Below are 14,601 nucleotides of genomic sequence, written 5' to 3'. Positions count from 1 at the left end.
TAGCCTTGGGGTAAAGCTTTTAGATGATGAGAAATATAAAAATATTACGTGTGAGTTTATGAAACAGTATGTGTAATTTTTAAAAACAAAAAATAAAAACTTAATTTTAAAAAGTTAAAAAAATAAGTGTTTTAATAAGGCATAAAAATTGGACAAGCATAGTAAAAATTTAAAGAAAACACAAAAAGAAAGTTACATAAAACGAAAAAATTATAGAGTTTGGCTAAAAGTGGGATATTTAGATACTTTTTAAAATACATATCCCTATATATAACAGTAAGTATATGTCCCTAATAAGAAATTACTACAGGATTTAATTCCTATAGTAATTTCTTGTTGAATTTAATTTTTACTAAATAAATTTAGACAAATCTATGCAAATTCTTTTATTTCAAACTATTTTTACTTCATAAATCACTTTACCTACTCGCTCTATATGATCTTTTAACTCATTGTGGTTTAAATGGGTAAAGTCTACAATATCAAACATATATGGAAGAGGACTCTCATCTTCCAACATTGAATGAAGTTTTGATAATATATCAAATGTTATAGCTTCACCATATATTGCTATATCAATATCTGAGCCTGGTTTATAATTTCCTTTTGCTCTTGAACCAAAAATAACTGCTCTTTCAATTTCAGGAAAATGTTTTATAGTATTTATGATATACTCTAAATCTGATTCTCTTAAACCAAAATTCATATCATATCCTCCAGCTTAAGTAATAACTCTTTAATAACTGGATAATAATTATGTTTTATAAGATGCTCAGCTTCTTTTGCAATATCTTCATCATAAGTATGAGCCATTAAATTTCGCTTTTGTAGAGCATCAATCCAAACATGTCCATTAGTTATTAACTGAATCTGAAAAGCTGTTTGTATTGCATTTCTTGGGCTTTTCACTTCAAAACCCTCTTGTTCTAAAAAATCCTTCATGGTCTTCCATGCTAATTCGAATGTATATTCAAAGCATTGTATTAATCCTTGAACTTCAAATTTATTTAATTCATCTTTTTCTATAAATTCTGTTAACTGAATTGCAGCCTTTTTATAGTTAGAAAATCTCTGTTTCCATCTGATATCTTCACTCATTTATAGGCACCTACTTTCTTGGTATTGGGTATGTATTTAATTTACTAGTGTAAAAGATATTCATATATTTTTATCATATTATTTCCTTTGCAACCTTGCAACACACTCCACATGTGCAGTCTGGGGAAACATATCAACAGGTTGAATTTCTTTGGTTTTGTATCCTAGTTCATCTAATATTCCAAGATCTCTTGCTAGTGTACTGGAATCACAGGATACATAAACTATTCTTTCAGGATTCATTTCAGATATAGCATAAAGGAGCTCTTTCTCACAGCCTTTTCTTGGAGGATCTACAACAACAACTTCTGCTCTTATTCCTCTCTTTATCATATCAGGTATAACTTTTTCAGATTCACCTACTATAAATTCAACGTTGTTAGTATCATTTGCCTTTGCGTTTTCAATTGCATTGTTGATAGCTTGTGGAACTATTTCAACACCATAAACTTTTTTTTGCCCTTTTAGCAAGGAATAAAGAAATAGTACCTGTTCCACAATAGGCATCAAAAACAGTTTCATTTCCTGTCAGGGCAGCATATTCTAAAGCCTTATTATATAAAACTTCAGTTTGCACAGGATTGACCTGGAAGAAGGATAAAGGAGAAATATTGAATTTAAATTTATCTATATAGTCAGTTATTGTTTCTGAACCCCATAAAGTTTTACACTCTTCACCAAGTATTACATTTGTTTTCTTTTTATTTATATTTAAAATAATACTTTTAATGCCTTCTACATTTTTTATTATGGAATCTATAAATTCATTTATGTAAGGAACTTTGGATACTCTGCTAACTAAAACAACCATAACTTCTCCAGTTTTAAAAGCTTTTCTAACCATTATGTGCCTTAGGATTCCTTTATCTGTTTCTTCATTATAAGGTTCTACACCATATTTATTCAGCCACTCTCTTGTAATTTCAACAACTTTATCTGCGATTTCATCTTGTATATAGCATTTTTCCATATCGATAATGTCATGGCTTCTAGGTGCATAAAAACCTATTTGTATTTCTCCATTGTTTTTACCAATAGGAAGTTGAACTTTATTTCTATATCTATATGGGTTTTTCATACCGATGGTAGGATGTATTAAAACATCAGTAAGTTTGGCAATTCTAGTAATGTTGTCAGTTACCTTTTGAGTTTTATATTTTAATTGGCCTTCATAGGATTGATGTTGTAATTGACAACCTCCGCAGCGTTTGTATATTTCACAAACCGGGGTTTCTCTAAATTCTGAGGGTACTAAAACATTAAGCAGTTTTCCAACAGCATAGTTTTTAGTAATTTTAATTATCTTAACAGTTACTTTCTCACCTAGTAAAGCTCCTTGAACAAAAATAGTAAAGCCTTGAAGTTTACCTACACCTTCACCTTCGTGCCCCATACCCGTTATATCTAATTCATAATCTTTATTCTTTTCAACTGGAATTAACTTCGTCATATACTATCACCCTTCTTTAAACTATATCTTTAGTTATTTTATCAAAAATTCAGGAATTATAATATATGAATATCCATAAAATATTTAAATTCTATTGACAAAGGGATATAATGGTAATATATTTAAAATGTAACCAGTATTACATGTAATACTGGTTACATAAAAGGAGGTGATGATTTGAATTGGAGGACGTTGATTTACCAGATTCCAAGGGAGCCCCAAAAGAATAGGGTTGCAGTATGGAGAAGGCTAAAATCAATAGGAGCACTAAATGTTTTACAATCCATATGGATTTTACCGGATTCTGAAGAAGCAAAGGAAGAGTTTAGAAAGATTGTTGACCAAATCAACTCTAATGGAGGCCAGAGTATAAGCTGCGTTACTCTTATTGATGATGAAGAAGAAAACAAAAAATTGATTAATCAATTCAATAAGGAACGTGAAGAGGATTATAAAGAGATACTGGAAAAATGTGATGACTTTGAACTTGAAATTGAAAAGGAGATTAAAAGGGAGAATTTTACCTTTGCTGAAGTTGAGGAGAACGAAAATGAAATTGAAAAGCTTAATATTTGGTTGAAAAAGGTTGAAAGAAAAGATTATTTTGACTGTCAGATGAAGGCAGAAGTGATTAGAAGAATACAAGAGTGCATTTTGCTGTTAAATAATTTCAGCAATAAGGTATTTGAAATTGATGAGAAATCTAAGGAGGGAAGTTTATAATGGATGTTAATGAAAATATGAAAAAATCTGCATATAAATTTATTTTTTTAATTGGAATAGTAAGTTTATTTTCTGATTTTACCTATGAAGGTGCAAGAAGTATAATAGGACCTTATCTTGGACTATTAGGTGCATCCTCTGCTGCTGTGGGATTTGTTTCTGGTCTTGGGGAATTTATTGGCTATGCATTTAGAATTGTAACTGGAATTATCAGCGATAAAACTAAAAACTACTGGACAATGACTATTATTGGATACGGGCTTAATTTAATAGCCATTCCATTACTTGCTTTTGTTCCTGAAAAGGGATGGATTTATGCATGTGGTCTTATTTTATTAGAAAGACTAGGTAAAGCAATCAGAAATCCATCAAAAAACACCCTTGTGTCTTTTGCTGCAAGTCAAGTTGGTGCAGGTAAGGGATTTGCACTTCAGGAAGCACTGGATCAAATTGGAGCATTTTTAGGGCCAGTTATGTTGTTTATTATTTTAACATTAAAAGGAGGTTCTAACACAAAGGAAGCTTACGGACTTTGTTTTCTGGCTCTAGGCATAACAGCGATACTTGCTGTACTTGTTTTGTTAATATCTAAAAAACTTTATCCAACTCCAGAAAGTTTTGACAAATCCAAGGAAGTAGAAGGAAAAATAAGCTTTGAACTTCCATTCTGGCTATATATAGCAGCAATTTCTTTAGTAGCTGCAGGATTTGCTGATTTCCCAATTATGTCATTTCATCTAGTTAAGGAAAAAATCTTTGCAGATAACATCATACCAATACTTTACTCTTTGGCTATGGGTGTTGATGCAGTTGCAGCCCTTTTCTTTGGCTGGTTATATGATAAAAAAGGTATTTCTTCATTAATAATAGCAACAGCAATGTCAGCATTTTTTGCGCCATTAGTATTCTTAAGTACCTACAAAGTAACAATAATTTTTGGTATAATGTTGTGGGGTATAGGAATGGGAGCCCAGGAATCAATCCTCAAAGCCACTGTAACAAATCTGACATCAAAAAACCGAAGGGCAACTGCATTTGGTATATTTAATACAGGATTTGGGTTGTTTTGGTTTCTTGGAAGCTATGCCATGGGTATACTATATGGAATATCAATAAAATATCTGGTGTTATTTTCAATAATTACTCAGGCAGCATCAATTCCACTTTTTTATGCAGTGGATAGGAAAAACAAACAATAAGTTAAAATTTACAAGTGATATGGCTGCTAGTTGCTAAAGGAGGAGAACGACGTGGAAAGGAAGACATATTCAATTATAGCTGTTCTATTGACATTTGTATTATTACTAGGAAATGTTGTTATGGCGGCTACATCAAATGTTAAAACTATGACCTCTGCAAAGGTTTCAACAAAAACAATTAAATATTCAAACAAATATGTTGAAGCGAACCTTAAAATACCTGTTGTTTCTGGTTTCAAAAACAAGACTATTGAAAAAAATATCAATAATGCATTTGAAAAATTTGATTATAAAGAAATAGAAGAGATGGCAAAGGATGCAGAGACTGATGGTATAGAGGTAAATGATGTATTCCCTTATGAAATAAGGCAAAGTTATAAAGTTGGTTATAATAAAAACGGATTGCTGAGCATTGAAATGAATAATTATATTTATACAGGCGGTGCCCACCCAATGCTATATAACACCTGTTATAATTATGATTTAAAAACAGGAAAGAGATTGAAGTTAAAGGATTTATTTAAAAACACTGGATATAAAAAAGTTGTTTCAAACGAACTAATAAAACAAATAAAAAAAGAAAATCCATATATAACCAAGCAAGAATGTTATGATGTTTATAATATTACAGGGAATGAGGCATTTTACATAACTAGTGATAGTATAGTAATATGTTATAGACCTTACCAAATTAGCGGCTATGGTTCTGCAGCCCCTGAATTTAAAGTACCTTTGAGACTATTGAAGAAATATTTAAAGGTTAAAATCTGATTTTAATTTTTAAGAAAAGCACATTCTCTAAATAAAGGTGGATGTGCTTTAAATTTTTAACTTTGAAATGCATTCAAATGAAGGGAATAAGAAATGTCGAAAAAAATCACTTGATTAAGGATAATGTCGTATATTAAAATTATATAAAGTAAGTTTAAAAAAAACATTAAAACTAAGGAGGTTATCTCAGTTGAAAAAGGGGCCTAACTTGAAATCTATTAGATTTAAATTAACAACATTACCACTTATAATCCTTTTTGCAGCATTTACCTTTGTTACAGTTGTAGGTGCATATATAACAAAAGTTTCAACAATTAATAGAATGAAGGAGGATGGCCTTCAGCTAACAAGGCAGATGGCAAAGAGAATTGAGCAGAGTGGATTAGCATACAAAACTTTAAATGAACAGATTGAAGATAAAATAAGGGTTTCAGGTAGAGTTATATTAAATCAGCCAACAGTGAATAACGACGTGTTAAAAAAGGTAGCTAAAACTCTGGATGTTGATGAAATAAACTATACCGATGGGACAGGTAAAATTATATATTCAAACTTAGAATCAAGTATAGGTGCTGTCTTTGATGAAAACCACATTTCATATCCAGTTTTATCAGGAAAACAGTCAGAGCTTATGGAAAACATTAGAAAGAGCAGAGAAAACAATAACTATTATAAATATGGATATGTAAAAAATTCAAGTGGCGGAATGATTCAAATAGGTATTTTGGCAAATAAAATACAATCATTGTATGATAAAACAAGTTATCAGGCTATTGTAGATGAGATAGGAAAAAATCCTGATATAGTATATGCTGAATTTATTGATAAAAATTTAAAAAAAATTGCTGCTAATGACAGTAAATTAATCGGTAAAATAAATGATGATGAGGGTAGTAAAAAAGCTGCTATAGATGGAGAAGAATATGCAAAGGAATATTTTTACGATGTAAAAAATGTAACTGTATATGATGTTTTAACTCCAGTTTATGTCAATGGAGAGCACATAGGAGCAATAGACATTGGTATTTCAATGAAGAGTGTCAATGATTCAGTTACTAAAACAGTTATTACCCTTTCAATAATTGGAATTGTTGCCTTTATATTAGTTGGACTAATGCTGTTTGTTTTTGCTAACGGCTCTGTTAACAGATTGAACAAAATAAAGGAATACTTAGGTGAAATGTCTAATGGCAATTTATCAATAAACATAGATGAAAAGCTCCTAAAGAATAAAGATGAATTAGGAGATATGTCAAATGCTTTAAATTTACTTAAAAACTCATTTAGAGATATAATAAGAGACATTAAAGAAAAAGCAGATGAAGTTGGAAAATCATCGGAATCACTGGCAGCTACTTCACAGGAGATGGCATCAGGTTCAGAAGAAGTTGCAGCTACTGTAAATGAAATTGCAAAGGGAACAAATATCAGACTGAGGAAATTGCAGACGTAGTAAATCTGATGCATGATTTAGCGAAAAACATGGACAATATATATGAAAAAATTAAGACTGTTAAGGATTCAACAGATGATACTAAAGCTAAAGTTAATATAGGTAAAAATGAATTAAATCTTCTTTTAAAATCTATAGAAGACATAAAAGCATCATTTAGTATGGTTAATGAAAAGGTTCAAAACCTGTCAAACTCTGTTTCACAGGTAAGCAGTATTACGGAAACAATAACCACAATAGCAGAGCAGACAAATCTTTTAGCTTTAAATGCTGCAATCGAAGCTGCACGTGCAGGAGAAGCAGGAAGAGGATTTGCTGTAGTTGCTGATGAGGTTAGAAAACTTGCAGAGGAATCAAGACGTTCGGCAGATGAAATTAAAAATCTAATAATTTCAATAAATGAGGATACTGAAGAAGTAATTATAACCTCAAAGGAAGTTGACGAACATGTTAAGGCTCAGATCGAAACTGTTGACAACACTGTAAAATCCTTTGAAGATGTGTTAGGTTCAGTTGAAACAATTGCACCATATATAGAGGAAGTCTATAAGTCTGTTGATTTAACTGTGGAAGTAAAGGACACTGTTTTAGCAAAAACAGAAAATGTTTCAAGCATAATAGAAGAATCATCAGCATCAACGGAGGAAATCTCAGCTTCAAGTCAGGAAATGTCAGCATCAGCGCAGGAGGTTGCTGAATCAGTTCAAGGTCTGGCTGGAATTGCTGAAGAGCTTGTTAAGTCAGTAGAAAAATTTAAAATGTAAGAAAACAAACAAAAAGGGTTGTGAAATTCACAGCCCTTTTAATACTTTAATAGTATAATATATGTTGAGGTGGTTTTGATGGAAAAAAATATTTGCTGGGAACAAATAAGCAAATCCTTGCGCAAATATATAGCAAGGCATATAAATAATAGTGATGTAGAGGATGTACTACAAGAGGTACTTTTAAAGATTTATAACAATATAGATGGACTAAGGGATAATACTAAATTAAATTTATGGGTTTATAAAATATCACAAAATGCTGTCATAGATTATTACAGAAATAAAAATAAAGAAATGCTCGAACTTACTGATAATCTCTTCCAAGAAGATTTTGAAGAAGATTCTTATAATAATGAGATTTCAAAATGCTTAAATACAATGATAGAGTATCTTCCTGAAAAATATAAAGAAGTTATAAAACTTATTGAGTACAATGGATTAACACAAAAGGAAGTTAGTCAGCAACTAGGCATTTCTGTTTCAGCAGTAAAATCTCGAGTTTTTAGGGCAAGAGGAATGCTAAAACAAATGCTCATAGAATGTTGTTATTTTGAGCTTGATAGGTTAGGTAATATTATAGATTATAAACATAAAACAACAAATTGCAAATTCTGCTAGCAAAAAGGTTTTTCTTGAAACCTTTTTTCTTTTTTTCGTCTTTATATATAGAAACAGATAAAATTTTAGGAGGTATATTTATGAAATCTAAACAAACAGGATGTTGTTCATGTAGTAGTGGGTGTTGTAATGAAGTAAATATTAATAATGAGAAAGGGAAAATAGTAATTGATTTTTTATATCTTGATTTAACTACGTGTGATAGATGTCAAGGCACAGATAAAAACTTAGAAGAAGCTTTAAAGGATGTATCAAATGTTTTAGAGACTACTGGAGTAGAAGTGGAAGTTAATAAAGTTAATGTTATAAATGAAGAGTTGGCACTAAAGTATAGGTTTAAAAGCTCTCCAACAATCCGTGTAAATGGTCGTGATATTCAATTGGATATCAAGGAAAGTTTATGCAAGTGTTGCGGTGATTTATGTGGAGAAGATGTAGATTGTCGAGTATGGGTTTATCAGGGGAAGGAATACGATTCTCCACCTAAGGCAATGATAATTGAATCAATTTTAAAAGAAGTTTATGGCACAAAAGATACTTTTGTTGAGGAAGATGAATATATTTTACCAGAGAACCTGAAGAAATTTTATGCTGGAATGAAAAAACAATAGACTTTATTATTTAATAATCAAAATTTAACTAGATTATTATAAAGTGACATTTGTTATATTAATAAATGTCACTTTATATTTTTGTACAAATAATTATTAAACAGCAAGGTATAAATGAAAGGAATATTAAAAAGCAGAGGCAGAAAGAAGGAGAATTTAAAGTAAATCAAAAATTAAATTATTAATTTTGATTTATAAGAAATTTTTATTTTTCTATTGACTATAACGTAACGTAATAGAATATGATGAGGATGGAGGTGATAAGATGTATAAGATAAAGGAAGTTGCAGATATGGTTGGAATCAGTGTTAGAACACTTCATCATTATGATGAAATAGGTCTTTTAAAGCCTGAATCTATAACACAGGCAGGATATAGGCTATATACAGAAAAAAATTTAGAGAAACTGCAGCAGATTTTGTTCTTTAAAGAATTAGATTTTGATTTAAAGACAATAAAGGAAATATTAGATGATCCAGACTTTGACAGAAAAAGAGCTTTGGAACTTCATAGACAACTTCTTATAAAGAAAAGAGATAGGCTCAATAAAATAATAGAGTGTGTTGAAAACACAATAGAATCAGCTGAAAGGGGAATTAAAATGAGTAAAGAAAATATGTTTAATGCATTTGATATGAGTGAAATAGAAAAGTACCAAAAAAAGTATGCAGAGGAGACCAAACAAAAATACGGACATACTAATGCGTATAAAGAGTCTATGGAGAAAACATCAAAATATACAAAGAATGATTGGTCAGATATAATGCAAAAGGCATCAGAGATATATATTGAGATAGCATCATTAATGGATAGATCACCAGATGATGAAGATGTGCAAAGGGCAGTAAAAAAGTGGAGACAGTATATTACAGATAATTTCTACAACTGTACAGTAGATATATTTAGAGGACTTGGGGAACTTTATGTTTCAGATGAACGATTTAAAAACAATATTGATAAAATAAAAGAAGGTCTTGCAGAGTTTTTAAGTGAGGCAATTAAAATTTATTGTGATAAGTAAACAAAAGGTGCCAGGCACCTTTTGTTTAAAATACATATTGACAAATGTAAATATGTACCCTATAATGAAATTGAAAGTTATTCTCAATTAAAAAATAATTTCATTAAGGGAGGTTCAATATGAACAGAAAAATCAAATTACTTTCAATAACATCAGCACTTTTATTATCAGCTTCAATATTTGCAGGTTGTGCAAAAACTGCTGAAGAAAAGGCACCAGCACAACAAAAGGAACAGGTTGTAAATGTATATTCAGACAGACATTATGATACCGATAAAAAACTTTATGAGGAATTTGCCAAAAAGACAGGCATTAAGGTTAATGTAGTTGAAGGTAAATCAGATGAGCTTATAGAAAGACTTGCAAGAGAAGGACAAGATACACAAGCAGACATTTTAATTACTGCAGATGCAGGAAGACTACATAAGGCGAAGGAACAAGGACTTTTACAATCATTTAGTTCAGATATAGTAAATAATAACATTCCACAAAACTTAAGAGACAAGGATAACACTTGGGCTGCACTTACAGTTAGAGCAAGAGTTATTGTTTATTCAAAGGATAGAGTAAAGCCAAGTGACCTTTCAACTTATGAGGCATTAACTGATGCAAAGTGGAAGGGAAAGGTTTTAACAAGATCATCAACTAATATATATAATCAATCATTACTTGCTTCAATGATAGAAAGTAATGGAAAAGAAAAGGCTAAGGAATGGGCAAAGGGACTTGTTCAAAACTTTGCAAGAGAACCAGAAGGAAATGACAGAGACCAAGTAAAAGCTATTGCAGCGGGTGTTGGTGATGTTGCAATTGTAAACACTTACTACATTGGAAAAATGCTAAATTCACAAGATCAAGAAGAAGTAAATGCAGCTAAAAAAGTAGGAGTATTCTTCCCAAATCAAGATACAACAGGAACACATGTAAATATTAGTGGTGCTGGTTTAACGAAGGCTTCAAAGAATAAGGAAAATGCAATAAAGCTAATTGAATTTTTAACTTCAGAAGAAGCACAAAAACTATTTGCAGAAGCAAACTTTGAATACCCAGCAAACCCAAAGGTTGAGGCAGCAGAGCTTTTAAAGTCTTGGGGAGATTTCAAGAGACAAAATATTGAAATATCAAAGCTTGGTGAACACAATAAAGCAGCTGTAGAAATATTTAATGAAATAGGTTGGAAATAAATTAAAAGGCCCTTTGAAAGGGCCTTTATTAATAAAAAGGGTGTGAACTATGGAAAGAGCAAAGATAAAAAGGCATATTAATGGCTGGTCTTTGATAAGTTTTGTAATGGTAATATTAATTTTATTGCCTAGTGTTGAAATTGTTTCAAATTTAATAAAGCCTGTTAATGAAAATTGGGCACACATTAAACAATATATGCTAAAGGTATATATTGTAGATAGTATAAAGCTAACTATAGCAGTAGTTTTATTTACTGTAATAATAGGTGTTGTATCTGCATATTTTGTTACATTTTATGATTTCCCATTTAGAAGATTTTTTAAATGGGCATTAGTTTTGCCTATGGCTATACCACCGTATATAGGTGCTTACACATACAATGGACTTTTGAGTTATACAGGAATAATACAAACTACACTTCGAAACAAATTTGATATAGCAGTGAATCAAAAATATTTTAATATTATGTCCCTTAAAGGAGCCATATTTATATTAACTATATTCTTATTTCCATATGTATATTTAATTACAAAATCATTCTTAGAAAAACAATCGGCAACACTTGTGGAAAGCGCGAGACTTCTTGGAAAGGGTAATATAGTAATATTTTTCAAAGTAATAGTACCAATATCTAGGGTTGCTATAGTAAGTGGTGCTACACTTGTGGCACTTGAGGTTTTAAGCGATTATGGTGTGGTTTCATATTTTGGTGTGCAGACATTTACAACAGCAATATTTAAAACTTGGTTTTCCCTTGGAGATGTTGAGTCTTCGGTTAGAATTGCAGCAATACTTATGGTTGGTGTTGTATTTGTAATTTTATTTGAAAAGTTTATGAGGGGAAGAAGAAAATACAGCTATAGTAATACTAAAATAAAACCTGTTTCAAGAAAAAGATTAACAGGTATTAAAAAGAATATAGTTGTAGGGTTTTTTACAATAATATTTCTATTATCATTTTTAATACCAACTATACAACTTCTATATTTTGCATCACTGACATATAAACGTGTTTTAAACAGCTCATTTATTACAATGTCTTTAAATACATTAACTTTATCGATAATGGCTGCAATTGTTATCACAATAATTTCTCTAGTAATTGCTAACTATTGTAGGATACATGAAGGAACATTATCAAAAATAATTTCTAAAATAACAATGGTGGGATATTCAATTCCTGCAGCTGTAATTGCAATTTCTGTAATACTTTTGTTTGTTAATATAGATAGAAATTTAAAATGGTTCTATATAATGATAAATCCAAACTCCAAGACTCTTGTTTTATCAACAAGTATTTTTATGCTTTTCTTTGCCTATGTTATAAGGTTTTTAGAGGTTTCATATCAAGCAATAGAGTCTGGATATGAAAAAATGGGCAAAAAGTTTTTTGAAGCTTCAAGGCTACTTGGACAAAATACATTAAAGACATTTATAAAAATAGATATACCTATGTTAAAACCAGCGATAATAAGTAGTATTGTGCTAGTTTTTATAGATATTATAAAGGAACTTCCTTTAACACTTCTTTTAAGACCATTTAATTTTAATACCCTAGCAACAAGAACATTTGATTATGCAGCAGATGAAATGCTTCAAGAGGCAGCTGTTCCAGCAATTATAATTATATTAATCAGTATAGTTGCTATAAGTTTTATAAATAGGGTTGATAAGGAGTAGATAGTATGTATGTTGTTATAAAAGATTTAAGTTTTAAATACAAAAATGCTAAGGAATATCAAATAAAAAACTTTGGCTTAGAGATTGAAAAGGGAGAGATAGTTGCTCTACTTGGACCAAGTGGAAGCGGTAAAAGTACAATACTTAGATTAATATCTGGTCTTGAAGTACCAAATGGTGGAGAGATATTAGTTAATAATAATATTTTATATAATAAAGACAAATTTATTGAGCCAGAAAAAAGGGGTATAGGCATGGTGTTTCAGGATTATGCACTTTTCCCTCATATGACAGTTGAGAAGAATGTTTTATTTGGAGTAGGAAATGTAGATAAAAACGAAAAGCAACGAATACTAGATGAAGTTTTAGAGCTTGTTGATATGAAGGAATATAAAAAAAGATATCCGCATGAGTTAAGTGGTGGACAACAACAAAGAATAGCAATAGCAAGGGCACTTGCTCCAAAACCATCTCTTCTACTTTTAGATGAACCATTTAGCAACTTAGATGCAGACCTTAGAAAAAAGATAAGAAATGAAATTAAAGATATACTAAAAAAAACACATTCAACATCTATATTTGTTACCCACGATATAGAGGATGCTAAGGATGTAGCCGATAGGATAATTAATCTCTAGAAAGTAAACAAAAGGTGCCAGGCACCTTTTGTTTACTTTCTAGATTAAATTAAATATTTTACCAATAGCTATTACCCCAAAAGAAATAATTATGAAACCTGAAATTATGTTAATATATTTTAAAGCATTAGTGCCAATTTTATTTTTAAATAAATTTATGCAATTACTTAACAAAAACCACCAAAGGGCTGAGCCAGAAAATACACCAATAACCATTATTAAAGCTGATAAATTTGAACTTGTATTACCTAAACCTAAACCTAAACCTGCGAATATAGCTAAAAACGACATAATTGTCATAGGATTTGTTATAGTTAGAAAAAGTGTGGATAAATAGTCGTCTAGTATTCCAGTTCCTTCATTTGATTTTGCAGCATTATTTGCAGGAGTTGAAAGAAATGTTTTAATCCCAAGATATATTAAAAATAATCCTCCAATAAATCGTATAAAAGTTTGATTGCTGATTAAAAAGTTTGAAATAAAAGTTAAGCCAAATGCTGCAATAAGACCATAAACTGTATCCGCTGTAGCAGCACCAAGACCGGAGAAAAAACCAGATTTTTTACCTTTATTAAGCGTTCTTTGTATACATAAAAGGCCAATTGGGCCAACAGGTGCAGCAACTGAAAGACCTATTATTAATCCCTTTAAAAAATACATAATAACTACCTCCAAAACTAGATGTTTACTTCTTCTTTAATGCTAGAAAGTACAATAACAGTGTTTGTTCTTTGTATACCGGGAATCTGTTTAAGTGAATTAGTTAAAAAATCTTCTAAAGTTTTTGTATCTTCAACAACAACCTTTAAGAAATAATCGTATTCCCCTGCTAAGTGATAGAACTCTAAAACAGGTCTAAAGTTTATAACTGCATTTCTAAAACCATCAATATATTGGGTTTTTTCCAATGTAACAAATATAAGTGCCATAAGTTTATAATTCATTTTTTCCCTATTTAATTTTACTGTATATTTTTCTATTATCCCACTCTCCTCAAGTTTCTTTATTCTGTCAGAAACTGCTGGAATGGATAGATTAACATTTTTACTTATTTCTGAAGCTGTTATTCGACTGTTGAGTTTTAATAAATCTAAAATTTTTGCATCTGTTAAATCCATGATTACACCCTCCTTGCAATTTAATTTATTGATACAATAGTACATATTTTCTTAATAATTGTAAATATAATACTTGAAATCGCTTAAAAATTTAAGTTATTACTTAAATAATTTAATAAATTTAATGTATAATAATTTCACAATACCTTTAGAATTTAAAAGTTGAGGTGTAAAGGAAAATAAGAGGGATGAAACAGCTAAATAAATTTTATAAAAATTTACAAATCTCTATATACAATTTATAGAATTTATAGCATTATTGTATATGG

Annotated in this window: 15 protein-coding genes and 1 pseudogene; 11 read left to right on the top strand and 5 right to left on the bottom strand. The window is 30.3% G+C overall.

All coding sequences use genetic code 11. The features are described from left to right. Window positions 1–391: 391 nt before the first annotated feature. From Q428_RS12120 to rlmD, 3 genes and pseudogenes are all read right to left on the bottom strand, one after another. Complete coding sequence (locus Q428_RS12120) at window positions 392–706, bottom strand: nucleotidyltransferase domain-containing protein (RefSeq protein WP_035381324.1); 315 nt, start codon at window positions 704–706, stop codon at window positions 392–394. Further along, window positions 703–1,098 (bottom strand): nucleotidyltransferase substrate binding protein, encoded by a 396-nt coding sequence (locus Q428_RS12115; protein WP_035381322.1) that lies wholly within the window; start codon window positions 1,096–1,098, stop codon window positions 703–705. The genes Q428_RS12120 and Q428_RS12115 overlap by 4 nt, the downstream gene beginning before the upstream one ends. Window positions 1,099–1,176: 78 nt before the next feature. Then, a pseudogene (gene rlmD / locus Q428_RS12110) lies at window positions 1,177–2,548 on the bottom strand (23S rRNA (uracil(1939)-C(5))-methyltransferase RlmD). Between the two features lie 177 nt (window positions 2,549–2,725). Here rlmD and Q428_RS12105 point away from each other — a divergent pair. The 11 genes from Q428_RS12105 (at window position 2,726) to Q428_RS12060 (ending at window position 13,214) form a co-directional block, all read left to right on the top strand. Continuing rightward, window positions 2,726–3,271: a Chromate resistance protein ChrB gene (locus Q428_RS12105; protein WP_035381320.1), complete on the top strand. Its 546-nt coding sequence runs from the start codon at window positions 2,726–2,728 to the stop codon at window positions 3,269–3,271. After that, entirely contained in the window at window positions 3,271–4,470 is a 1,200-nt protein-coding gene (locus tag Q428_RS12100; protein ID WP_035381318.1) for an MFS transporter, read from the top strand. Before Q428_RS12105 ends, Q428_RS12100 begins: the two co-directional genes overlap by 1 nt. A 51-nt stretch (window positions 4,471–4,521) precedes the next feature. After that, window positions 4,522–5,241: a DUF3298 and DUF4163 domain-containing protein gene (locus tag Q428_RS12095; protein ID WP_035381316.1), complete on the top strand. Its 720-nt coding sequence runs from the start codon at window positions 4,522–4,524 to the stop codon at window positions 5,239–5,241. Between the two features lie 190 nt (window positions 5,242–5,431). After that, window positions 5,432–6,694: a methyl-accepting chemotaxis protein gene (locus tag Q428_RS14665; RefSeq protein WP_051515157.1), complete on the top strand. Its 1,263-nt coding sequence runs from the start codon at window positions 5,432–5,434 to the stop codon at window positions 6,692–6,694. A 29-nt stretch (window positions 6,695–6,723) separates the two neighbouring features. Further along, window positions 6,724–7,458, top strand: a complete 735-nt coding sequence (locus tag Q428_RS14660; protein ID WP_207639972.1) for a methyl-accepting chemotaxis protein — start codon at window positions 6,724–6,726, stop codon at window positions 7,456–7,458. 78 nt (window positions 7,459–7,536) lie between these two features. Beyond that, window positions 7,537–8,079, top strand: a complete 543-nt coding sequence (sigZ, locus tag Q428_RS12085) for an RNA polymerase sigma factor SigZ (RefSeq protein WP_035381314.1) — start codon at window positions 7,537–7,539, stop codon at window positions 8,077–8,079. A gap of 80 nt (window positions 8,080–8,159) precedes the next feature. Further along, window positions 8,160–8,690 carry a DUF2703 domain-containing protein gene (locus Q428_RS12080; RefSeq protein ID WP_035381311.1) on the top strand — a complete coding sequence of 177 codons (531 nt, stop codon included), beginning with the start codon at window positions 8,160–8,162 and terminating at the stop codon, window positions 8,688–8,690. Window positions 8,691–8,955: 265 nt separating this feature from the next. After that, window positions 8,956–9,711, top strand: coding sequence for a MerR family transcriptional regulator (locus Q428_RS12075; protein ID WP_035381309.1), 756 nt, complete (start codon window positions 8,956–8,958; stop codon window positions 9,709–9,711). 119 nt (window positions 9,712–9,830) lie between these two features. Next, complete coding sequence (locus tag Q428_RS12070) at window positions 9,831–10,895, top strand: Fe(3+) ABC transporter substrate-binding protein (protein WP_035381307.1); 1,065 nt, start codon at window positions 9,831–9,833, stop codon at window positions 10,893–10,895. Between the two features lie 49 nt (window positions 10,896–10,944). Next, a complete protein-coding gene (locus Q428_RS12065; RefSeq protein ID WP_035381305.1) occupies window positions 10,945–12,576 on the top strand; it encodes an ABC transporter permease in 1,632 nt (543 codons plus the stop codon). Window positions 12,577–12,581: 5 nt separating this feature from the next. Continuing rightward, window positions 12,582–13,214, top strand: a complete 633-nt coding sequence (locus Q428_RS12060; RefSeq protein ID WP_035381303.1) for an ABC transporter ATP-binding protein — start codon at window positions 12,582–12,584, stop codon at window positions 13,212–13,214. Window positions 13,215–13,253: 39 nt separating this feature from the next. Here Q428_RS12060 and Q428_RS12055 read toward each other — a convergent pair whose 3' ends face one another. Both Q428_RS12055 and Q428_RS12050 read right to left on the bottom strand, forming a co-directional pair. Continuing rightward, a complete protein-coding gene (locus Q428_RS12055) occupies window positions 13,254–13,874 on the bottom strand; it encodes a LysE family translocator (protein ID WP_035381301.1) in 621 nt (206 codons plus the stop codon). Between the two features lie 17 nt (window positions 13,875–13,891). Continuing rightward, complete coding sequence (locus Q428_RS12050) at window positions 13,892–14,332, bottom strand: Lrp/AsnC family transcriptional regulator (RefSeq protein ID WP_035381299.1); 441 nt, start codon at window positions 14,330–14,332, stop codon at window positions 13,892–13,894. Window positions 14,333–14,601 lie beyond the last annotated feature (269 nt).

Source organism: Fervidicella metallireducens AeB (assembly GCF_000601455.1).
GTDB lineage: Bacteria > Bacillota > Clostridia > Clostridiales > Caloramatoraceae > Fervidicella > Fervidicella metallireducens.
Note: the sequence above shows the minus strand (reverse complement) of the source record. Positions and strands in the feature narration are given on the sequence as shown.